The organism is Chthonobacter albigriseus, from assembly GCF_013839445.1.
Taxonomy (GTDB): domain Bacteria; phylum Pseudomonadota; class Alphaproteobacteria; order Rhizobiales; family Pleomorphomonadaceae; genus Chthonobacter; species Chthonobacter albigriseus.
Map to the genome: position 1 here is coordinate 292067 of NZ_JACDIT010000004.1, position 21415 is coordinate 313481.

The 21415-nt window shown below is 66.8% G+C and carries 20 protein-coding genes and 1 tRNA gene; 10 read left to right on the plus strand and 11 right to left on the minus strand.

Annotated elements, in window-relative coordinates; all coding sequences use genetic code 11:
- Positions 1 to 149: 149 nt before the first annotated feature.
- Entirely contained in the window at positions 150 to 608 is a 459-nt protein-coding gene (locus HZ321_RS13635) for a DUF805 domain-containing protein (RefSeq protein ID WP_181702901.1), read from the plus strand.
- A 6-nt stretch (positions 609 to 614) separates the two neighbouring features.
- Here HZ321_RS13635 and HZ321_RS13640 read toward each other — a convergent pair whose 3' ends face one another.
- Positions 615 to 1721: a COX15/CtaA family protein gene (locus tag HZ321_RS13640; protein ID WP_181702902.1), complete on the minus strand. Its 1107-nt coding sequence runs from the start codon at positions 1719 to 1721 to the stop codon at positions 615 to 617.
- Positions 1722 to 1898: 177 nt separating this feature from the next.
- Here HZ321_RS13640 and HZ321_RS21845 point away from each other — a divergent pair, with 177 nt between their 5' ends.
- Positions 1899 to 2120, plus strand: a complete 222-nt coding sequence (locus HZ321_RS21845) for a DUF2842 domain-containing protein (protein WP_181702903.1) — start codon at positions 1899 to 1901, stop codon at positions 2118 to 2120.
- Positions 2121 to 2192: 72 nt separating this feature from the next.
- Entirely contained in the window at positions 2193 to 3416 is a 1224-nt protein-coding gene (locus HZ321_RS13650) for a GNAT family N-acetyltransferase (protein WP_181702904.1), read from the plus strand.
- Positions 3417 to 3497: 81 nt separating this feature from the next.
- Here HZ321_RS13650 and HZ321_RS13655 read toward each other — a convergent pair whose 3' ends face one another.
- On the minus strand, positions 3498 to 5642 hold the full coding sequence (locus tag HZ321_RS13655) for a GumC family protein (RefSeq protein WP_181702905.1): 2145 nt from the start codon (positions 5640 to 5642) through the stop codon (positions 3498 to 3500).
- A gap of 200 nt (positions 5643 to 5842) precedes the next feature.
- Between HZ321_RS13655 and HZ321_RS13660 the strand changes: the two genes are divergently transcribed.
- The 6 genes from HZ321_RS13660 (at position 5843) to HZ321_RS13685 (ending at position 12043) form a co-directional block, all read left to right on the plus strand.
- The gene (locus tag HZ321_RS13660) at positions 5843 to 6400 is read left to right on the plus strand and encodes a polysaccharide biosynthesis/export family protein (RefSeq protein WP_181702906.1); all 558 of its coding nucleotides are present in this window, start codon (positions 5843 to 5845) and stop codon (positions 6398 to 6400) included.
- A gap of 162 nt (positions 6401 to 6562) precedes the next feature.
- Positions 6563 to 7774, plus strand: coding sequence for a glycosyltransferase family 4 protein (locus HZ321_RS13665; RefSeq protein WP_181702907.1), 1212 nt, complete (start codon positions 6563 to 6565; stop codon positions 7772 to 7774).
- A 30-nt stretch (positions 7775 to 7804) separates the two neighbouring features.
- Positions 7805 to 9322 carry an undecaprenyl-phosphate glucose phosphotransferase gene (locus HZ321_RS13670; protein ID WP_181702908.1) on the plus strand — a complete coding sequence of 506 codons (1518 nt, stop codon included), beginning with the start codon at positions 7805 to 7807 and terminating at the stop codon, positions 9320 to 9322.
- A gap of 10 nt (positions 9323 to 9332) precedes the next feature.
- The gene (locus HZ321_RS13675; RefSeq protein WP_181702909.1) at positions 9333 to 10595 is read left to right on the plus strand and encodes an O-antigen ligase family protein; all 1263 of its coding nucleotides are present in this window, start codon (positions 9333 to 9335) and stop codon (positions 10593 to 10595) included.
- Between the two features lie 104 nt (positions 10596 to 10699).
- Positions 10700 to 11548, plus strand: a complete 849-nt coding sequence (locus HZ321_RS13680) for a protein-methionine-sulfoxide reductase heme-binding subunit MsrQ (protein WP_244635853.1) — start codon at positions 10700 to 10702, stop codon at positions 11546 to 11548.
- 303 nt (positions 11549 to 11851) lie between these two features.
- Positions 11852 to 12043 (plus strand): hypothetical protein, encoded by a 192-nt coding sequence (locus tag HZ321_RS13685; protein WP_181702911.1) that lies wholly within the window; start codon positions 11852 to 11854, stop codon positions 12041 to 12043.
- A gap of 82 nt (positions 12044 to 12125) precedes the next feature.
- Here HZ321_RS13685 and HZ321_RS13690 read toward each other — a convergent pair.
- The 7 genes from HZ321_RS13690 to HZ321_RS13720 all read right to left on the minus strand — a co-directional run bounded on the left by HZ321_RS13690 (position 12126) and on the right by HZ321_RS13720 (position 17003).
- A tRNA-Pro gene (locus HZ321_RS13690) sits at positions 12126 to 12203 on the minus strand.
- A gap of 124 nt (positions 12204 to 12327) precedes the next feature.
- Positions 12328 to 13005 (minus strand): MerR family transcriptional regulator, encoded by a 678-nt coding sequence (locus tag HZ321_RS13695; RefSeq protein WP_181702912.1) that lies wholly within the window; start codon positions 13003 to 13005, stop codon positions 12328 to 12330.
- Between the two features lie 97 nt (positions 13006 to 13102).
- Positions 13103 to 13417 (minus strand): integration host factor subunit alpha, encoded by a 315-nt coding sequence (locus HZ321_RS13700; protein ID WP_181702913.1) that lies wholly within the window; start codon positions 13415 to 13417, stop codon positions 13103 to 13105.
- 320 nt (positions 13418 to 13737) lie between these two features.
- Positions 13738 to 14715 (minus strand): beta-ketoacyl-ACP synthase III, encoded by a 978-nt coding sequence (locus HZ321_RS13705; RefSeq protein ID WP_194304027.1) that lies wholly within the window; start codon positions 14713 to 14715, stop codon positions 13738 to 13740.
- A gap of 16 nt (positions 14716 to 14731) precedes the next feature.
- On the minus strand, positions 14732 to 15775 hold the full coding sequence (gene plsX, locus HZ321_RS13710) for a phosphate acyltransferase PlsX (RefSeq protein WP_181702914.1): 1044 nt from the start codon (positions 15773 to 15775) through the stop codon (positions 14732 to 14734).
- Between the two features lie 137 nt (positions 15776 to 15912).
- Complete coding sequence (locus HZ321_RS13715; RefSeq protein WP_181702915.1) at positions 15913 to 16464, minus strand: YceD family protein; 552 nt, start codon at positions 16462 to 16464, stop codon at positions 15913 to 15915.
- Complete coding sequence (locus HZ321_RS13720) at positions 16461 to 17003, minus strand: ubiquinol-cytochrome C chaperone family protein (RefSeq protein ID WP_181702916.1); 543 nt, start codon at positions 17001 to 17003, stop codon at positions 16461 to 16463. Before HZ321_RS13720 ends, HZ321_RS13715 begins: the two co-directional genes overlap by 4 nt.
- 153 nt (positions 17004 to 17156) lie before the next feature.
- Here HZ321_RS13720 and HZ321_RS13725 point away from each other — a divergent pair, with 153 nt between their 5' ends.
- Positions 17157 to 17642 (plus strand): outer membrane protein assembly factor BamE, encoded by a 486-nt coding sequence (locus tag HZ321_RS13725; RefSeq protein ID WP_206682784.1) that lies wholly within the window; start codon positions 17157 to 17159, stop codon positions 17640 to 17642.
- A 130-nt stretch (positions 17643 to 17772) separates the two neighbouring features.
- On the opposite strand, the gene HZ321_RS13730 is transcribed toward HZ321_RS13725, so the two are convergent.
- Together HZ321_RS13730 and HZ321_RS13735 are read right to left on the minus strand one after the other, a co-directional pair.
- A complete protein-coding gene (locus HZ321_RS13730) occupies positions 17773 to 19926 on the minus strand; it encodes a sodium-translocating pyrophosphatase (RefSeq protein WP_181702917.1) in 2154 nt (717 codons plus the stop codon).
- A gap of 245 nt (positions 19927 to 20171) precedes the next feature.
- The gene (locus tag HZ321_RS13735; RefSeq protein ID WP_181702918.1) at positions 20172 to 21389 is read right to left on the minus strand and encodes an MFS transporter; all 1218 of its coding nucleotides are present in this window, start codon (positions 21387 to 21389) and stop codon (positions 20172 to 20174) included.
- Positions 21390 to 21415 lie beyond the last annotated feature (26 nt).

The window sequence follows — 21415 nt, forward strand, 5'->3', positions numbered from 1 at the left end:
GGGACGCTCCGGCGTCCCGCATCGCCCCTGCAACAGGTCCGGACGAAAAAACGCTCACCGGGCGCTGCAGGGATGGAACTTTCGATCTTAGACTTTCGTTTAAATCCGTTGTGATACTATCATCAGTAGAACAACGGAGACGGACGGAAATGGCGCCTGGCGATGTGTTCTTCGGTTTCGAGGGCCGGATATCCCGTCGGCTCTTCCTGGCCTGTGCCGGCCTTGTGGTCGCCACCGCTGCTGCCATCCGGGGCGCTCTGTCCGAAGTGGCACCGTCGGTTCTATCCCCCGGTGCGGTGATCATGGCTACAGTGATCGGGTCGATCCTGATCTTCGGCGGCACGCTCACCAGCATGTCCGCTCTCATCGTGAAGCGTCTCCACGACCTCCAGCGTCCTGGCGAAGGGGCTGTATTCACCTTCGTTCTTCCCAGCCTGGTCGCCACGCTCGTCCACACCCTTCAGGGCTTCGGCCTCGACGCCGTCCCCCTGTTCACGCTGAAGGTCGCCAGTCTCCTCGTCCTCGCCTGGAGCCTGTCCGACCTGCTCTTCGCGGAGGGCACCGAGGGTCCCAACGCCTTCGGCCCGGACCCCGTACTGCGAACCTGAAGAGCCTCAGGCCGGCGCGCCGACCGCGCTCCCGCCTCCCGCTGCGATCCACCCGCGCCGCCCGTCGGCGATCCGCCGCGCGTGGATCACCGCCGCGATCAGCAGCACTGCCGCCATTCCCTGGTGCAGCAGCGCCAGGCTGATCGGCACCACATGGATCAGCGTCAGAATCCCGATCGCCGCCTGCAGCACCGTCAGACCGAACACGACGGCGGCCCGGCGCACGGTTGCCGGATCCAGCGCTCCGCGATAACAAGCCAACAGCTGCACCAGGGCCAGGGCGAACAGCGCGTATGCGCCCACCCGGTGCACGAACTGCACCGTCAGGTGGTTCTCGAAAAAGTTGATCCACCAGGGGCTCTGGAACAACAGTCCGGACGGCACAATCTCCCCGTCCATTAGCGGCCACGTGTTGTAGACGAAGCCCGCGTTGAGCCCGGCGACCAGCCCGCCGAGGAAGATCTGCACCAGCACCAGCGCCACCGTCGCCTTCGCCAGCCCCGTGATCGTTCCGCTCTCCGCCAGCGTCGGCTTGCGCCAGCGGAACCCCTCGGCGATCCACACCGTGGCCGCCAGGATGATGCAGGCGAAGGTGAGGTGCACCGCCAGCCTGTATTGGCTGACGTCGGTCCGCTCGGTCAGGCCGCTCGCCACCATCCACCATCCGATCGCCCCCTGGATGCCGCCGAGCACGAAGAGGAGGCCGATCCGACCTGCCATCTCCCGCCGGATCACGCCACGCGCCAGAAACCAGACGAACGGCACCAGGAACACGAAGCCGATCAGCCGCCCGAGCAGCCGGTGGCCATACTCCCAGAAGTAGATCGTCTTGAACTCCGAAAGACTCATCCCCTTGTTGATCTGCTGGTACTCCGGGATTTGCCGGTACTTCTCGAACTCCACCAGCCAGTCCGCTTCGCTGAGCGGCGGGATCGTCCCCATCACCGGCTTCCACTCCGTGATCGACAGCCCGGATTCCGTCAGGCGCGTCGCGCCGCCCACGATCACCATGGCGACCACGAACAGCGCGATCGTCCAGAGCCAGATGCGAACCGATCGATCGGCCCGCGCGAGGCGGCTGGCGGGGTAGACGGATGCACGGACGGCGGTCATGGAAGGGACCCTCGGACCTCTGGATGCAGTGCTTGCCTTGCGGCGGCGCGTTCCTACCATAAGTGTCGCGGCCGTCGCGGCGGAAAAGCGGCGCGGCGACCCGTCGCGCCCTTTGACCCGCTGCCGCGCCGTGCTATCCGCCTCGATCTCGTCCCGTCAACCACAAGGAATGCCGCCGTGCCGGCCAGCCTCCGCAAGCTCATCGGCGCCATCCTGCTGGTCATCCTGGTGATGGCCTATCCGCTGCTGGCCATCACGGCGGCCGCCGCGATCCTGCCAGGGTCCTCCGGCCTGGGCCAACTCGTCTTCTATTTGGTCGCCGGTCTGGTCTGGGTGCCTCCGGCCGGTCTGATCATCTGGTGGATGTCCGACCGAACCGCGCGTACCGTCGCTCGTTAACCTTGTGTGGCAACCTATTCTTGATCGAGCCTGATTATCCTCCAGGGCTTGTGGGGCTCAGGGGTAGGTTTGATGAAGGGTGCGGACATCGCCTGGACGGGCGTCCAGCGCAGCGAGGCGGAGGCATCCGCCGTCGTGCCGCGGGTCGTCCGCTCCTTCGAAAGCCTGGAGGCTCCCTGGCGCGAGATCGAGCAGCAGGGCCACGGCGGGCCATTCCAGCGCTACGACTTCTACGCTGCCTGGATGAATCACGTCGGGCGTCGCAAAGGCGCTGAGCCGGCCATCGTGGTTGGGGAACGCAACGGACGCATCGTCTACATCCTGCCGCTGGTCGTCGTGCGTTCGGGCCTGTTCCGGATCGCGCGCTTCGCCGGCGACACCCACGCCAACTACAACACCGGCCTCATCCGCCCCTGCACGGTGGGTTCACTTACGGCGGACGACGCTGCAGCCGCCTTCGCGGCCGTCGGCGCGGCTATACCCGGATTGGATCTTCTCCACCTTGCCGGCCAACCCGCCACGATCGACGGCCGCAAGAACCCGTTCGTGACCGCAGCCTCCGCCCGTTGGGCCTACACGGCCTACGACATCGATCTGTCCGAGGGCTTCGAGGCATTGCTCGGCAGGCACCGCGGCAGCAAGAAGCGCAAGCGGGAACGTCAGCAGGCCCGTGCATTCCAGGCCGCCGGCGACTTCCGCTTCTACCGGGCCGGATCGGCCGAAGAGGCTCATCGTATTCTCGACTGCTTCGCCGAGCAGAAGGCCGTCCGGTTCGCCGAACAGGGCATCCCCAACATCTTCACCGAGCCGGGCACGATGGATTTCTTCCACGACGTGCTCGATCGCTCCTTCGCCGGTGGTCCGGCCACGCTGGAGGCCTTCGCCCTTGATGTCGCCGGCAAAACCCGCGCCACCTTCATCGTCGCGCCGTTCGGCTCGGACCTCTTCGGCCTGATGAACTCGATCGCGGTCGATGAACTGACCTCGATGAGCCCCGGCGACTACGTCAACTTCAACCTGCTGCGCGATGCCTGCGACCGCGGATTCCGCCGATTCGACTTCGGGATCGGCGACGCGCGCTACAAGCGGTCTTGGGTGGACGCCGAAGTCCTGCTCATGGAAACCCTTATTCCGGTCTCCCTGTGGGGTCGCCTGCCCCAACTGGCCGTGCGCGCCCGCAGCGTCGCACGCAACGCCATCGTCGCCCGTCCGGCGCTCTATAGGGCCGCGCAGCGGCTTCGCCGGATGGTCCGGCGGACCAATGCCGAACCGGCACGATCCGACGACGGCGAATAAATGACGCCCGCCTTCCGTTGCCGGAAAGCGGGCGCCTACGCTTTAAAAACAGTGCTGCGTTGGCGGTCGTTTCCGAAGCCCTCAGGCCGCGACACCGACCACATCAGTCCAAGGCGGGGCAATGGTCACCCTCGTCCCACCTTCGCTTGTGAGCAGTCCGTAGATACGGACCACCTCCGGATCGGCGGTGTCGCCAACCAGGATCGTGTGATCGGCCGATGCGATCAGCCGGAAACGGTCAAGGTCCGGATCGAGCGCGCCGAGGTCGAGGAGCACCAGGTCGTAGGTGTGCTCCAGGGCGCTCAGCAGCGTCTCCACGGTCGATCCGGACAGCATCTCGGGGTCGAGCGGCCGGCGCCCCACTCCGATCTCGTGGGCGCGTGTCGCCGGGTTGCGGCGGATGACGTCGGAGAACGGCGCGTCCCCGGCGATCAGGTCCGAGAGACCGGTGCCGCCGATGCCCGCATGCCCGGGCACCGTGTCCACCACCACCACCTTCGCGCCGTCGCTGACGGCGAAATCGGAGAGCAGCGCGATCGACCGCTCCACAGCGAACGCCTCGCCCACGCCCATGATCGCCACGCGGCGCGCATCCTCGGACACCAGCATCGCATGGATCACATCCAGACCCGCAGTCGGCAGATCCACCTCTGCCCGCTGCGCTGACCCGGCATGGGCGCGCCTAAGTTCGTCCGTCGCCCTCACCAGATCCGCTTCCACCGCATCGGCGACCGTCGGCCGGCGCACGGGCATTTCGACCACCGCCGGTTCGGTGGCGACCACGTCGCTCTCCAGCGCCAGCGGCTTCTCCGGCACCACCGAGACCCGGCGCAAGGCGCGTCCGGACAGGAACTCCGCCGTGATCACCCAGCCCAGGGAGAGCAGGAATCCAGCCACGGTCGCCACGATCGTCAGCGGCACCACCTTAGGGAAGGTCGGCTCGCTCGGCACCGAAGCCCGCGAGATCACCCGCGCATCCGCCGGCATCACTTCGGCGTTCTGCCGGGCGATCGCCTCGCGGTACCGCACCAGCATGCCCTCGAGCAGGTTGCGCTGCGAGGTCGCCTCCCGCTCCAGAGCCCGCAGTTCCACCTCGCTGTCGGAGTTCTGCGCCGAGGTGCTCTTCAGTTGCTCCAGGCTGGCGGTCAGCGACGCGATACGCGCATCGGCGACCGTGACGTCGTTCTCCAGACCCGCCAGCATCCGCCGCGCTTCGGCGACTTCCTGCGCCAGGATGTCGGAGATCTGCGCCTTGATCGCCCGGATGGTCGGATGCCCAGGCAGCAGCGCCACCGACAGTTCGGACAGCCGGGTCCGCAGCGCCACCTCGCGGTTGCGCAACGTTTTGAAGGTTTCGCTGTCGAGGACCTCCGTCGCCGACTGCAGGTCCGACGGCCGGTCGAGCAAAGCCCGCAAGGCATCCGCCCGCGACTGCGCGGCCGCCTTGTCGGACCGCGCCGCAGCCAGGCTGTTGTTGAGGTCGGTGATCTGCTGGCGAGCCAGCGTAGCGTTGTTCTCGCCGACGAACAGATCGTTGCCGGAGCGGTACGTCTCCACCGCCCGCTCGGCTTCGGTCACCTTGGCCCTGAGGCTCTCGATCTCATCGCCCAGCCAGCGGGTCTGGTCCTCGCTCATCCGCCGCTTGGCTTCCGCCTGCAACGCCATGTAGGCCGCAACCACTGAGTTGGCGACGCTGCTGGCAAGCTCCGGATCCTCGGACGTGAATTGCGCCACGACGACGCGCGAACCCTCGACCCGGTAGACCTGCAGCCGCTCGGAGAAGGCATCGAGCACCCGCTCCTCCGGCGCAACCCGCATCGGATCGCTGCCGATGCCGGCCGCGACGAGAAGCGTGTGGAGCAGCGATCCGCGCGACCCGTCGAACTCGCTCTTGTCGGCCAGCGCCTCGGACTGTGCGACCCGCCGCGCCAGATCGCGCGAGGTCAGCAACTGCACCTGGCTCGCCACCGACTCCTGGTCGATCACGGCCTTGTCGCCGGCAGCCTTTTCCGTGCCTAGACTGATGCCCCGATCCTCGATCAGGATCTTCGTCTCTGCCTGATACCGCGGGGGGATCATCGACAGCAGGCCGTAGGCTCCCGCACCGAGCAGGACGGTGGTCGCCAGGACGGCGAACTTGCGGCGCCAGATCGCCCCCAGGATCCCGGAGAGATCCAGGGCGACATCGTCTTCCACGTGTTGCCTTGCTTCGACGGAACCCGACATGAATCGCACGCCTCGTACTCTTGTGGATTCGAGAGTCGCGCCAACGTGGTAACCAACGGGTTAAAGCGGACCGAATGCAGCCCCCCTTTTCATTAACTTCTCGATCAAGCGGCCTCGCTGCTTCGGAGGGCAGCAAATTTCCACTTCGTTAACCACGTTTTCCCTAGTGTCCCGGGGCAGACATTGGGACACCGCGATTCATGCTCCGACGCACTTTCCTTGCAATGCTCGCCGCCGGCCTCGCCGGTTGCGACACGGCCGTTCCGATGCGGCCGGCGCTGCTGCGCAAGGAGCTGACCGGCCCCTACCAGCTCGACAGCGGCGACCGGCTGCGCATCACCGTCTTCGAGCAGGCCTCGCTCACCAACAGTTACGCCGTCGACCAGTCCGGCTACGTCACGCTGCCGCTGGTCGGGCCGATCCCCGCCCGCGGCTCCACCACCCAGCAGCTGGCCGGCCGCATCGCCGCTGCGCTGCGCAAGGGCTTCCTGCGTGATCCCGACGTCTCCGTCGAGGTCGAGACCTACCGGCCGTTCTTCATCATGGGCGAGGTCCGTACCCCCGGTCAGTACACCTACGTCGACGGACTGACCGTCCAGACCGCCATCGCCATCGCCGGCGGCTACACGCCGCGCGCCTACGAGCGGCACGTCGAGATCAGCCGCAAGATCAACGACCAGCTGATCACCGGCACCGTCCCGCCCTCCGAGGCCGTTCGCCCCGGCGACGTGATCCGCGTCCGCCAGCGCCTCTTCTGACCTCTCCAGAATGCATAAAATTGTGCTGAACTCGGCAAGGCGCGAGTAACACTCACGCCAGTTTACCTATTTTTCTTAACGGGTTAGCTCACTTCCTGACGTCATGGTCGCAGCGCGAACAACGGGATCGATCGCAAGATCCCTCGCGGGTTGCGTCCACACATGACAACAAGCAAGACACTCCGGATCGTACACTGCGTCCGCGCCCCAAGCGGCGGCACCTTCCGGCACATCCAGGACCTCGCCCTCGCCCAGCAGGCGGGCGGCCACGACGTCGGCCTGATCTGCGACGCGACGCCCTACGGGGCCCTCGAGGAGGCCGCGATCAACGATCTGGGCGGCCGCCTGTCACTCGGGCTCCGCCGCGTGCCGATGGAGCGCAAGATCTCCTTCTCCGACCTCGGCGCCACGCTCGACGTGCTGGCGCACCTGCGGTCGGTTGCCGTCGACGTCCTGCACGGGCACGGCGCCAAGGGCGGCGCCTATGCTCGTACGATTGGAACGCTGCTGCGCCTGTCCGGCAGGTCGACCATCCGCATCTACTGCCCGCACGGCGGCAGCCTGCACTACGATCCGGCAAGCCGGGAAGGCAGGGTCTACTTCCGGCTGGAGCGCTTCCTGCAGCGCATGACCGACGGTTTCGTCTTCGTGTCCGGCTACGAGGAGGATACCTTCCGCGCCAAGGTCGGCGATCCAACCCGGCCTTATCGTCGCGTCTACAACGGGCTGCGGCCGGCCGAGTTCGAGCCTATCGAGCCCACGCCCGACATGGCCGATGTTTTCTACATGGGCATGATGCGCGACCTGAAGGGTCCCGGCGTGCTGATCGAGGCACTCGACATCCTCGCAAGCCGCCACGGACTGGCGCCCTCGGTCCGGATGGTCGGCGAGGGCCCCGACCGCCCGGCCTATGAGGCCCGCGTGAAGGACCTCGGCCTAGACGCGCGCGTCTCGTTCCATGACGCGATGCCGACCCGCCGCGCCCTTTCCCAAGGCCGCATCCTCATCGTGCCCAGCTACGCCGAATCCATGCCCTACGTGGTGCTCGAGGCGATCGCCGCACGCGTTCCGATGATTGCGACCCGCGTCGGTGGTATCCCCGAGATCTTCCGCGAGCGGTCCGGCCGGCTCGTCACCCCGGGTGATCCCGACGGTCTGGCCGACGCCATCGCCTGGACGATCCGCAACGAGGCGGAGGCACGCGCCGATGCACTCGTCTTCGGCCGCGAGCTTGCGGGCACCTTCTCGGTCGAGCGCATGGCCACCGAGATCGAAGCGTTCTACGGCGACATCGCCGATCCCCCGAAGAAGACCGCGCCGGAGAAGTCCGTGCTCGACCCCAGCGGTCGACTGGCGCCCACCCGACGCATCTGACCCGCCGCGCGTCCGACCGAGAGCACTGACATGACAACTGTCCAGACCACGCCGCCCGCGGCCACGGCTCCCCACCACGCGGCCACCGTCGCCCGCCTCGAAACCCGCAGCGACAAGGCCGGGCGGATCGCGGCATCCAACACCGCGGCCGCAGTGCAGCCGTCGCTGGTCTCAGGCGTCATCTTCGGCGTCGAACTGGCGCTTCTCGTGCTGACCGGATGGGCGCTGACCCGGTTCTGGATCGGCGGCGCCGATACGGGCGCCTACTTCCTGCCGATGATCCTCGGCACCATGCTGATGGCGATCGGCCTCCAGTCTGTCGGCGCCTACCGGCTCGACACGCTGCGGCGCCACACCGTTCGCATCGGACGGGTGATGGCGGTCTGGTCCGTCGTCTGCGGCGGCATCGCCCTCGTCATGTTCGTGCTCGGCATCGCGGAGGGCATGGACCGCACCTGGTTCCCCGCCTGGTACGCCGCCGGCGCGGTTGCGCTCGTCGGTGCCAGCATCGGCAGCTCGCAGTGGGTGAAGCGCCTGACGCTGGCTGGCCGGCTGCAGCGCCGCGCCGTGATCGTCGGCGGCGGCCCGGCCGCCGAAACGCTGATCCGCGCCATCGAGAAGACCGGCGGCAACGAAGTCCGCATCCTCGGCATCTTCGACGACCGCGACGAGGAGCGCAGCCCGGAGAACCAGGCCGGCTATCCCAAGCTCGGCAGGGTCGACGAACTCCTGGAGTTCGCCCGCGTGGCCTCCGTCGATCTCCTGATCGTCTCGATCCCGATGAGCGCCGAGACCCGTCTCCTGCAGATGCTGAAGAAGCTCTGGGTGCTGCCGGTAGACATTCGCCTCGCCGCCAATGCCAGCAAGCTGCGCCTGCGGCCGAGGTCCTACTCCTACATCGGCTCGGTGCCGTTCCTCGACCTGTTTGACAGGCCGATCGCCGGCTGGGACTCGGTCGTCAAGCGCATCTTCGACGTCATCTTCGCCAGCCTGGCCATCGTGGCGCTGTCGCCGGTGATGATCGGCGCGGCGATTGCCATCCGCATGGACAGCAAGGGCCCGATCCTGTTCCGCCAGAAGCGCTACGGCTTCAACAACGAAGTGGTCTCGGTCCTGAAATTCCGGTCGATGTACCACGAGATGTCCGATCCGGACGCCAAGCGGGTCGTCACCAAGGGTGATCCGCGCGTGACGCCCGTGGGCCGGATCATCCGCAAGACCTCGATCGACGAACTGCCGCAGCTCTTCAACGTCCTGTTGGGCAACCTGTCGCTGGTCGGCCCCCGCCCGCATGCCGTCAATGCCCATACCCACGACCGGCTGTGGGAGGAGGTGGTCGACGGCTATTTCGCCCGGCACAAGGTGAAGCCCGGTGTCACCGGCTGGGCTCAGATCAACGGCCTGCGTGGCGAGGTGGACAGCCCCGAGAAGATCCAGGCCCGTGTCCAGCACGACCTGCACTACATCGAGAACTGGTCCGTCCTGTTCGATCTCTACATCCTGTTCCTGACGCCGTTCCGCATCCTGAACCAGGAAAACGCATACTGAACGGACGGACATGACCGCGTTCACCGCAACCACCACGCTTCAGCCGCGCCGGCTGACCCTCCCGGTCTGCCGGCTGAAGGATGGCTCGCTGTGGTTGGCGGTCTTCATCGGCGGGTTCGTGATGTTCGAACCGGCACCCTACGAAGTGTTCCTGGCGCTCGCCATACCGCTCTTCCTCGTCGGCGGTCTGCAGATCAGGGGCGCCTTCGGACCGCTGGCGGTCTGCATGCTGGTCTATGCGGCCGGCGGCGCACTGTCCCTGACCCAGATCCCGTCGAGCCGCCTTGCCGACGGCGCGATCTACATGGCGGTCAGCCTTTTCCTCGGGCTCTCGTCGATCTGGTACGCCGCCCTCCTGGCGGAAGATTGGCGCCGCATCCGCGTCATCGAAAGCGCCTACATAGCCATCGCCGTTCTGGTCTCCGGCGTGGCCGTGCTCGCTTACTTCCGGCTCGTGCCGGGGGCGGACCTCTTTCTGCGCTACGGCCGCGCCCAGGGCACGTTCCAGGATCCGAACGTCTTCGGCCCCTTCCTGATCCTGCCGGCGCTCCTGATCGCGCGGCGGGTGATGACCGGCCATTTTCGCGACAACAAGCTCGGCCTGATCTTCTTCCTGGTGCTCGCGCTCGGAATCCTTCTCAGCTTCTCACGAGCCGCCTGGGGCATGCTGGCGTTCGGGCTTCCGCTCGTCGCCGCTCTCGTCTCCGCCACGGCCAGGACCAATCGAGCTCGTCTGCGCCTGCTGGCGATCGCCGTGCTCGGCATCTTCGGTCTCGTCGTTCTGGTCGCGCTTGCCCTGGCGCTGCCGGGCGTCGGCGATCTCCTGGCCGAGCGCGCCAAGCTCGTCCAGGACTACGACGGCGCGACCGGTGAAAAGCTGGGCCGCTTCGCCCGCCACGCGGTCGGCTTCCTGATGGCCACCGAGCGCCCGCTCGGGATCGGCCCCTTCGTCTTCCCGAAACTCTTCATCGAGGAAACCCACAACACCTATCTGAAGAGTGTCCTGGAGTACGGCTGGCTGGGTCTTTCCGCTTACCTCGTCCTCACGGCGATGACGCTTTTCAAGGGCTGGTCGCTCGCCATCCGCCCGCGCCCCTGGCAGGGTTTCGCCCAATGCGTCATGGTCTGCTTCACGCTGCACGTGCTGCTGAACTGGATCATCGACACCGACCACTGGCGCCACATGTATTTGATGTTCGGTCTCGCCTGGGGACTCATCGCCGCCGAGCGGCTCCACGGGTCGGCCGCTCGCACACGCCTCGCGGCGAGTTGATCGAGGCGGCTGTCACGTTTTTCCGCCTTTCGACGTATTCCGTTCGAGAGCCCTGACGGAGAGACGCCTTGATACCGCTGCCCTGGAACGATCGCGCTGGCCGCTTGTCGCCGCTCAAACTCATCGTCTTCGCCGGCATCCTGGCTCCCGGCCTTTGGGTCGCGTGGAAACTGGGCACCGGCACCATCGGCGCCAAGCCGCTCACCATCGCCAACCACGAGACTGGCGACTGGGCGATCCGCTTCCTGCTGCTGTCCCTGCTCGTCAGTCCGCTCCGCCGCATCGCCGACTGGCCGCGCCTGATCAACGTCCGCCGCATGTTGGGCCTCGCCGCCCTCGGCTACGCGCTGATCCACCTCACGCTCTATGTGGCGGACCAGAACTGGAAGCTCGGCACCGTCGCCCTGGAGATCATCCTCCGCGTCTACCTTCTCATAGGCTTCGTCGCCCTGGTCGGCCTTGCCGTCCTCGGGGTCACGTCCACGGACGCGGCGATCAAGCGGCTCGGTCGGACCTGGAACACGTTGCACCGTATCGTCTACGGGATCGCCCTCCTCGGCATCATCCACTTCTTCCTGCAGTCCAAGATCGACGTATCGCAGGCGACCCTGATGGCGGGCTTCTTCCTCGTCCTGATGGCCTACCGGCTGGCGCAGGCGCGCGGCTGGCCGATCGCCTCTCCGCTGGTGCTCGTTGCCATTGCCGTAGGCGGTGGCCTTGCCACGGCGGCCGTGGAGTATGCCTGGTACGCCCTGGCGACCGGCGTCCCCGCCGATCGGGTGCTTGCCGCGAACCTGCAGTTCGCCTTCCGCATCAGCCCCGCCTGGTGGGTGTTCGCCGCCGGGGTCGCGATGGCTCTGATCCCCGTCCTGCACCGTCTGACGCGCCGGCCGGGTGCTGCGCCCAGCCGCGGACGCCAGGCACAATCCCGGCCTGCCCGCCAGTCCACCTGAACTCCGCCTGCTCGTCGGATCCGTCACGGACTGAAAAAAAGCGCCCTCAGGGGAACGCGACTCGCCCCTCGGCGTTTTTCAGGCAGACCAGAGAATGACGGTAGCGAGCGGTGCCCCGAGCGCGCCGCAGAGGCCACCCCCCGGACCCCGTTTCCGAGATCCAACCGGCGGGGTGGCCTCCTGACCTCCACCCCTCCCCCCGAGAAGCCGCCTCCCCCCGAGGCGGCCTTCTTGTATCCGCCATCTGCCGCCGTCAGGATGGAACCCGACCCGGCTGCCAGCGCGAGGATGGGAACAAACGGCATGTACACGATGTCGCACGACGCCAAGACCGAGCTGAAGGAAATCCACCGCCAGCTCGTCTTCGCAATGCACTCGGCCCTTCGCCAGCGCGACATGCTGGAGACCGAGCGGAACCTCAGGATGCTGGAGAACCGGCTGGCGAAGCTGCTGAAGGCCGTCGAGGTCCGAACCGACGCCGTTCCACCCGCCTGACCCCCGGTCGTGTCCCCAGAATGAAAAAGGCGGATCCACACTCCTGCGGACCCGCCTATCTCATTGACGCTTCAGCGTAATTTGGTCGGGCAGAGAGGATTTGAACCTCCGACCCCTAGTCCCCCAGACTAGTGCGCTAACCAGGCTGCGCTACTGCCCGTCATCGTCCGAAGCGTCGGCCCGGGATGGGACCCCGGTGGCGGGGGATTTAGCCGGTTCGGCCGGTCAGGACAAGAGGGAATGTCGTGACCCTCCGGCCGGAACTGTTCTGCAGCGCCCCGGCCTCACCGCGTCTGGTCGAGCAGACGCTTGCATTCGAGCAGTTCGAACAGCGTCGCCTGCAGCCGACGGATGTCCTCCCGCGAGAGACCGCCCATCGGTGCGGCCGGGTCGTGCGACCGGAACCGTTCCATGAACCGGAAGCCGCCGCGGCTGTGGCTTTCCTCCGACAGGATGCCGGCCGGCAACGGTTCCTCGTCGGCCGCTCCGCCCGGCTCGTCCGGCTCGCTTGCTTGCGCTTCGGCGGCCGCGATCTCGTCCGGATCCGGCTTCGGCGGGGTCCGCACGGCTGCAAGCGTCCGCAGCACCGCATGCGCCGGCGTGTTGCGGGTCGGCGCGGCCGCCGGACCGGCAGGGCGTTCGTTAGGGATCGGCATGCCCGGGTGCCGCCAGATCTCCATCACGAAGCGGACGCCCTGCTCCTTCAGGATGCGCTGCACGCCCTTGATCGTGTAGCCCTCGCCGTAGAGGAGGTGGCGGATCCCGCGCAGCAGCTCCACGTCGTCGGGCCGGTAGTAGCGCCGGCCGCCGCCGCGCTTCATCGGGCGGATCTGATTGAACCGCGTCTCCCAGAAACGCAGCACATGCTGCGGCAGATCGAGATCATCCGCCACTTCGCTGATCGTACGGAAGGCGTCCGGTGACTTGTCCACGCGCTGCACACCGATTCTGAACGAGGGCATCCCGGCGATCGACAGGCTGCTCGCCGATTTGGATCCCAGGGATTCGCCGGCCGATTATAACGCCTTCGACGGGCGCGCTGGCCAATTTCCTCGACATTCAGTCGGCGTCCGCGTCCACGTCCTCGCCGTTGATGCGGCCCTTCAGGACGTTGCTGGGTTTAAACACCAGCACCCGTCGCGGCAGGATGGGAACCTCCTCGCCGGTCTTCGGATTGCGCCCGACCCGTTCGGTCTTGGACCGGACCATGAAGGTCCCGAACGATGACAATTTTACCGATTCGCCGGAAACCAGCACGTCGGCGATCTCGTGAAGCACCGCCTCGACGAGTTCGGCCGATTCCGCCCGCGACAGCCCTACCTTCTGGTAGACGGCCTCGCAGAGATCGGCTCGCGTAACGGTTTTGCCCCCCATGGCACGTCGTCTCCCCCGCCTTCAGCGGCTTCTGGTTGGGTACTTAACCGAGCAACGCATACTGGAGCCCTGCACGGTAAGCCGCCGCCACCCCCCGGTCAATCGAGGCGCACGGCAACCCGTTAGCGCAAAAGGATAATTCCTGAGAAACCGCGCGGCGGCAAGTGGCGATTTGACCGTCGAGCACGCCAAACTGCCGTAACCTTCGCCGCAGCCCCCGACGACCCCGGCGATTTCACCGCGTGCTCATGTCGTCCGGGCAATAAACAATACAAATTATCGTTGGAGCGAATATACGCAGGGCGACGTCGGCGGTTCCGTCACCACCGGACCAGAACGGCGCCCCAGGTGAAGCCCCCGCCCATCGCCTCCAGCAGCACGACGTCGCCCTTCTTGATCCGCCCGTCCTTCACCGCCGCGTCCACGGCCAACGGGATGGACGCCGCCGACGTGTTTCCGTGCCGGTCGACGGTGATCACCACTTTGGAAAGGTCGATGTCCAGCTTCTTGGCCGATCCCTCGATGATGCGGCGGTTTGCTTGGTGCGGCACGAACCAGTCGATGGTGTCGCCGTTGAAACCGGTGGCCTTGAACGCTTCCTCGATCACGTCCGTCACCGCCCCCACCGCGAACTTGAACACCTCGCGGCCCTCCATGCGCAGGTGCCCCACCGTCCCGGTGGAGGAGGGACCGCCGTCCACGTAGAGCTTCTCCTTGTGCCGCCCGTCGGAGCGAAGGTGCGACGTCAGGACACCGCGGTCGTCCGTCGTTCCCTGCCCCTCCTGCGCCTCCAGCACGATCGCCCCCGCGCCGTCGCCGAACAGGACGCAGGTGGTGCGGTCGGTCCAATCCAGGATGCGCGAGAAGGTCTCCGCCCCGATCACCAGCGCACGCTTGGCGAGCCCCGTGCGCAGCATGCTGTCGGCGGTCGTCACGCCGTAGACGAACCCCGAGCACACCGCCTGCATGTCGAAGGCCGCCCCCCGCAACACGCCCAGCCGCGCCTGGACTTCCACTGCCGTCGCCGGAAAGGTGTTGTCCGGCGTCGCCGTCGCCAGGATGATCAGGTCGATGTCGTCCGCGGTCACGCCGGCTGCCGCCATCGCCCGCCGGGCGGCTTCGGTGGCCAGCGTCGCCGTCGTCTCGCCCTCCGCCGCGATATGCCGCTGACGGATGCCCGTCCGCTGGGCGATCCACTCGTCCGACGTATCGACCATGCGGGCCAGTTCGTCGTTGGTGAGAACGCGTTCCGGCAGGTAGCTGCCGGTGCCGGTGACGACGGAACGGATGACGGTCAAGGGTGCTGCACCTTTTTCACGGCAGGGCGGCAGTGGCTTCGCCGAACCGGCCGCGATGATAATGAGAGAGGTCGTGGTTGATCTTCGCCAAGAGATCGTTACGAACCATGTCGTATCCAAGGTCCAGCGCGCTCGCGAACCCTTCCGAATCGGTTCCGCCGTGGCTCTTGATGACGATTCCGTTCAGCCCGAGGAACACGCCGCCGTTCAGCTTGCGCGGATCCATCTTCTCGCGCAGCCGCTCGAAGGCCGAGCGGGCGAAGAAATAGCCGATCTTGGCCATCAGCGTCCGGCTCATTGCCGCCTTCAGGTAGGACCCGACCTGCCGGGCCGTCCCCTCCGCCGTCTTCAGCGCGATATTGCCGGCGAACCCCTCGGTGACGATGACGTCGACCTTGCCCTGGCCGATGTCGTCGCCCTCCACGAAGCCCGAATAGGCCAGGTTCGGCAGGTTGGAATCGCGCAGGATCTGGCCCGCCGTCCGGATCTCCTCGTTGCCCTTCATCTCCTCGACGCCGATGTTGAGGAGGCCGACGGTCGGCCGGTCGATCTGGAACAACGCGCGCGCCATCGCCCCGCCCATCACTGCGAAGTCGATCAGCTGCTGCGCGTCAGCGTCCACCGTGGCGCCGACATCGAGCACGATCGATTCGGAGCGGAGCGTCGGCCAGATCGCTGCGATCGCCGGCCGCTCGATGTTCGACAGCGTGCGCAGGCAGAACTTCGACATCGCCATCAGCGCGCCGGTGTTGCCCGCCGAAACGGCCACCTGCGCCTCGCCGCGCTTCACCGCCTCGACGGCCTTCCACATCGACGACTTCCAACGCCCGTGCCGCAGCGCCTGGCTGGGCTTTTCGTCCATCCCCACCGTCACCTCGCAGTGAGTGAAGGTGGACGCGGCCTCCAGCCGGGGATGCAGCGCCAACACCGGCCGCACGGCCGCTTCGTCGCCGAACAGGGCGAAGCGAACCTCCGGACGGCGGCTGAGCAGGAGGTCGGCGCCGGGGATCACCACGGAAGGTCCGTGGTCGCCACCCATGACGTCGACAGCAATGATCATCGGCTGGACCATGGAGACCTGTGGTGAGGCGCCGCCGTTCGAATGCGGGCGACGTCCTGAATGCGGCCGGAAGATAGCGGGTTGGTCGCGTGAGACAACAGGAAAGTGAGCGGCCCCGCGGCGTGGCCGTCCGAGGCTCAATCCGCCTCGCCCTGCCCTTTCAGCCGCTGCAGTGCCGCGAACGGGGACGGCGCCACGTCGTCGCGTCCGTCGTCCTCGATCAGCGCGTCGAAGGCGACACCCGGCGCACGGGGATAGGGGTCGAGTCCGAGCGCCAGGTGCTCGGCCGCCACCGCGCCGAGGTCGATGGTGTTGCCTTCCAGCGGCTCCGGTGGGTCGTCCGCGTCCGGGTCGATCTCGATCTCGTCGCCCACCGGGCCGATCTCGCCGGCCGGAAGGAACGTGAGTTCCACATCCTCCTCCACCGTCTCCGGAACCGGCTCCAGCGTGACCACGCAAGCCTGCCGGACCCGCCCGGACACGGTCCCCTTCAGTTTCAGCCCGGTCTTGCGCCAGGGCGTGATCTTGAAGGTCGCGCGGAGCTCGTCGATTCCCAGGATGTCGAGATCCCGGGCAAGCGCTTCCCGTTCCGCAGCCGTCGCCTCGATCGTCGCTTCGGTGCCCTTGGGAGCCAGCGCGGCGATGGATTTCGGCCGTGAGAATGGCCGGTGGTGGACGTCGTCGGTCATGGGGTGGTGTCCGATGGAGATGGCGGGTCGGGAAAGCGGAAATCGCCGGCGACGATGCTGTCGGGCGTCGCCTCGGCCAGCCGGCGGGCAACCGCGCCCAGGTGGACGGCCAGCCGCGCCGCCGACGCGGGATCGCCGCCGTCGTAGACGTTGCGGTCGAGCGCGGCGGCAAGCGCGTTGGCGTCTGCTCCGGCGATCGCCGTTTCGTAAGCCCCGACGCGGCCGAAAAAGGCCTGCGCGATCTTCTTCATGCGCTTGGGCACGCCGACGTCGCTGATTCCCATCTCGCGCAGGCTGTTGTCCATGTCGGCGAAGAAGGTTTCCGACAGCACGCGCGCCGCGTCCCGATGCTTGCCGCCGGCGGCCGTCAACCGTCCGACCACGAGACCGCACACCGCCACGATCAGCTCGAAACGACCCTCCACGGTGTCGGGAACGCCGTAGTCCATATAGAAGATCGGGTTCCGGGCGTGGCCGACGACGGAGGCGTAGACCGCGTCCACCCCTTCGTCGCGGCGTCGGAACAGGCCGAAGACCATGGAAATGCCGTCCTTCTCGGTTGACGTCGCTTTCGATAGGCGTTGCTTCGTGACCTAACGCAGGATAACCGTGTTGCCAAGCGCAGCGGGGCATTCTCGAGGGATGGCTGAGCCGCGCGGGCGCAGGAGTCGGGTCGGGAGGCAATCGTGGCCATGGCGCGAGGGGTTAAGGTTCTGATGATGACCAAGTCCGGCACCGTCGGTTTGATGCTTGGCCTGTTGGCGGCCGGAACGTTGGCATCCTGTGGCCCACCCCCGGTGACACACGGCTACGTCCTCTCCGAAAGCGCTCTCGAGCAGGTGCCGGTGGGGTCGTCGCGCGAGCAGGTGATGCTGGTTCTCGGCACGCCGTCGACCACGTCCACGCTGGCCGGCGACACCTTCTACTACATCTCCCAGACCATCCAGGAGAACGCCTTCCTGGGCCGCTCGATCACCGACCAGCGCGTGGTGGCCGTCTACTTCGACGAGAACGGCATGGTCCGCCAGATCGCCAACTACGGACTGCAGGATGGTCGCGTGTTCGACTTTGTCCAGCGCAAGACCCGCACCAGCGGTTCCGACCTCAGCCTGATCTCTCAGATCCTCCAGGGCGTGGGACGGACCAACCCCTTCGGCGGCAGCGGCGGCCGACCCTGAGCGTTCCAGGAGACGCATTTTCAAAGGCCGGGCTTCAGCCCGGCCTTTTTGTTTCGGACGCTTGAACAACAAGGCCCGCGGGATGTCTCCCGCGGGCCATTTCGTTTCAGCGGTCTGCCTGTCGGGCAGTCTACCCGTGCGCCAGCACCGCCAGCAGCAGCAGGGCGACGATGTTGGTGATCTTGATCGCGGGGTTCACCGCGGGGCCGGCGGTATCCTTGTAGGGGTCGCCGACGGTGTCGCCGGTCACCGAGGCCTTGTGGGCATCGGATCCCTTGTAGTGCTTCTTGCCGTTGGCATCCACGAAACCGTCCTCGAAGGACTTCTTCGCGTTGTCCCACGCGCCGCCGCCCGAGGTCATCGAGATGGCCACGAAGATGCCCGTCACGATCACGCCGAGCAGACTCGCGCCCACCGCCGAAACCGCCTGGCTCTTCCCCGCGATGGCGTTGACCACCACGAAGATCACGATCGGCGCGAGAACCGGCAGCAGCGACGGAATGATCATCTCCTTGATCGCCGCCTTGGTGAGGATATCCACCGCGCGGCCGTAGTCCGGCTTCTCGGTTCCGGCCATGATGCCCGGCTTCTCCCGGAACTGCCGACGGACCTCCTCCACGATCGACCCGGCCGCGCGCCCGACGGCGGTCATCGCGATACCGCCGAAGAGGAACGGGATCAGGCCGCCGAGCAGCAGGCCGACCACTACGTAGGGGTTGGCGAGCGAGAAGTCCGGCTGGATGTCCTTGAAGTACTGGAACTCCGTCGCACCGGGCTTGTTGGCTTCCGTGATGAAGTAGTTGAGGTCGTAGTTGTAGGCCGCGAACAGCACCAGGGCGCCGAGACCGGCCGAGCCGATCGCATAACCCTTGGTGACCGCCTTGGTCGTGTTGCCGACAGCGTCGAGGGCGTCCGTCGTGGCGCGCACTTCCTTCGGAAGACCCGCCATCTCCGCGATGCCGCCGGCGTTGTCGGTCACCGGGCCGAACGCGTCGAGCGCCACGATCATGCCGGCGAGGCCGAGCATGGTGGTCACCGCGATCGCCGTGCCGAACAGGCCGGCGAGCTGGAACGTGCCGATGATGCCGACCACGATGACGATCGTCGGCAGCGCGGTGGATTCCAGCGAAACGGCCAGCCCCTGGATGACGTTGGTGCCGTGGCCGGTCACCGAAGCCTGGCTGATCGAGCGGACCGGCCGGAAGCCGATGCCCGTATAGTACTCGGTGATCCAGACGATCGCGCCCGTCACGCCGAGGCCGATCAGGCCGCAGAAGAACAGGTTCCAGCCGGTGATGACGATGCCGTCGACGGGCGCTCCGATCGGGCCCCAGCCCACGGTGAGCGAGGTCGCGGCGCCGACGCCGACCGCGGACAGGATCGTCGTCGCCCACAGGCCCTTGTAGAGGGCGCCCATGATCGAGTTGTTCGCGCCGAGGCGCACGAAGAACGTGCCGATGATCGAGGTGAGGATGCAGAGGCCGCAGATGGTCAGCGGGTAGACCATCACCGAGCCGAGCACGTCCTGCCCGCCGAAGAAGATCGCGCCGAGCACCATGGTGGCGACGGTCGTCACCGCATAGGTCTCGAACAGGTCGGCCGCCATGCCGGCGCAGTCGCCGACGTTGTCGCCCACGTTGTCCGCGATCGTCGCCGGATTGCGCGGATCGTCCTCCGGAATGCCGGCTTCCACCTTGCCGACGAGGTCGCCGCCGACGTCCGCACCCTTGGTGAAGATGCCGCCGCCGAGGCGGGCGAAGATGGAGATCAGCGAGGCGCCGAAGCCGAGCGCGACGAGGCTGTCGATGACCTGGCGGCTGTTCTCCGCGAAGCCGAGACCCTGGGTCAGGATCGCGTAGTAGACGGCGACGCCGAGCAGGGCGAGACCGGCAACCAGCATGCCGGTGACCGCGCCCGACTTGAAGGCGATGTCGAGGCCGCCGGCCAGCGACTGGATCGAGGCCTGGGCGGTGCGGACGTTGGCGCGGACGGACACGTTCATGCCGATGAAGCCCGCGATCGCCGACAGGATCGCGCCGATGGCGAAGCCTGCTGCAACCAGCCAGCCGAGCAGCAGCCCGACCCCGACGAAGATGATGACACCGACGATGCCGATGGTGATGTACTGGCGCCTCAAGTAGGCCTGCGCGCCTTCGGCGATGTAGCCGGCAATTTCCTGCATTCGGGCGGAGCCCGCGTCGGCCGCCAGGACCGAACGGATGGCCCAGACGCCGTAGGCGATCGAAAGCAGCCCAAGCACGATAGTCAAGTATAGAGCGTTCATGATCCCTCCCGAATGCCCGGGCGGAGAAGACCGCCCGACGCGCATCGTGCCCCTTGTCGTCGCCGGCTTCTTGTTGGTTTGGGTGGACCCGTGAGGTCCGGCCGTCGCGAGGAGTCGCCCCTTGGGATCCGCCCATGGGGGAGTGCGTACGGTATCGGACGAGGTTCCCCCGTCAAGGGCAATCAGGCTGGAAAAACGTCCATATACCGGGAACTTCGGATCCGATTGGAGGCATGGTGAAGACCTCAGCCGGCGGCGCCCTTTTCGACCCGCGACCGGCTTAGGCTCTCGATCGCCAGCAGCCCGACCGCGCCGAGAACGACGGGTAGCACGATCCAGTTCACCACCTCCCAGCCACCCCCGGCGAGCACCTTGCCGGAGGAGAAGGAGGCGAGCGCCACGGTGCCGAACAGGGCGAACTCGTTGAACGCCTGGACCCGGAACGCCTCCTCCGGCCGATAGAACTCCGCCACCATGGCGGTTGCCCCCACGAACCCGAAGTTCCAGCCGATTCCCAGCAGAATCAACGACGTAAAGAAGTGGAACAGCCCCGTTCCCATCAACGCCACGACAGCCGCGGCGGCGATCAGCAGGAGGCCGGCCACCACCATCGGCGTCTTTCCGAACCGGGCGATCAGCGCGCCGGAGAAGAAGCTCGGCCCGAACATCGCCAAAACATGCCACTGGATGGCGTGCTGGGCATCCGAATGGGAATGGTTGTGCCCGATCATGGCGAGCGGCGAGGCGGTCATCACGAAGCTCATCAGGGCGTAGGAGGCGATTGCGGCCGAGAGAGCGGCCAGGAACCGCGGCTTGAGCACGATCTCCGTGAGCGGGCGCCCACCCCCGCCGACCGCCGGCCGGACCGGGGCCGGAACGGAAAGGCGCAGCAGGATTAGAGCTGTAAGAACGAACAGCCCGGCCTGGATCAGGAACGGGCCCGCATAGGGCGACCCGGGAATCAGCCCCAGACCGTGGATAGAGGCCTGCGGACCGAGGATGGCGTTGGCTATACCGCCGACCAGCACCCAGGAGATCGCCTTCGGCTTGAAGGCCGGTTCACTCGCGTCGGCGGCGGCAAACCGATACTGCTGGTTGAACGCGTTGGCGAGCCCCATCAGCACCATCGCGACGGAAAATCCGTAGAAGCTGCCGAGACTTACCATGACAGTCGCGGCCAGCGCGCCGATGCAACCGACGCTCGCCCCGACCACGAATCCGACCCGCCGGCCGACCTGCCGCATCAGCAGCGCGGCGGGGATTGAGGCGAGCGCCGCGCCGATCACGAAGGCGGTGACGGGCACCGTGGCGAGGGCCTGGTCCTCGGGCGCCAGCATCGACGCACCGACCAGGCCACCCGTGCCGATCGCGATCGGACCGACCGTACCGCCGAGCGCGGTGGCGAGCGCGAGCAGCCGAGCGGCCCGCTTGGCCTCGGCCAGGGGGAGGTAAGTATCTGACATTGCCTACAAAATCCCTCTCTACCCGC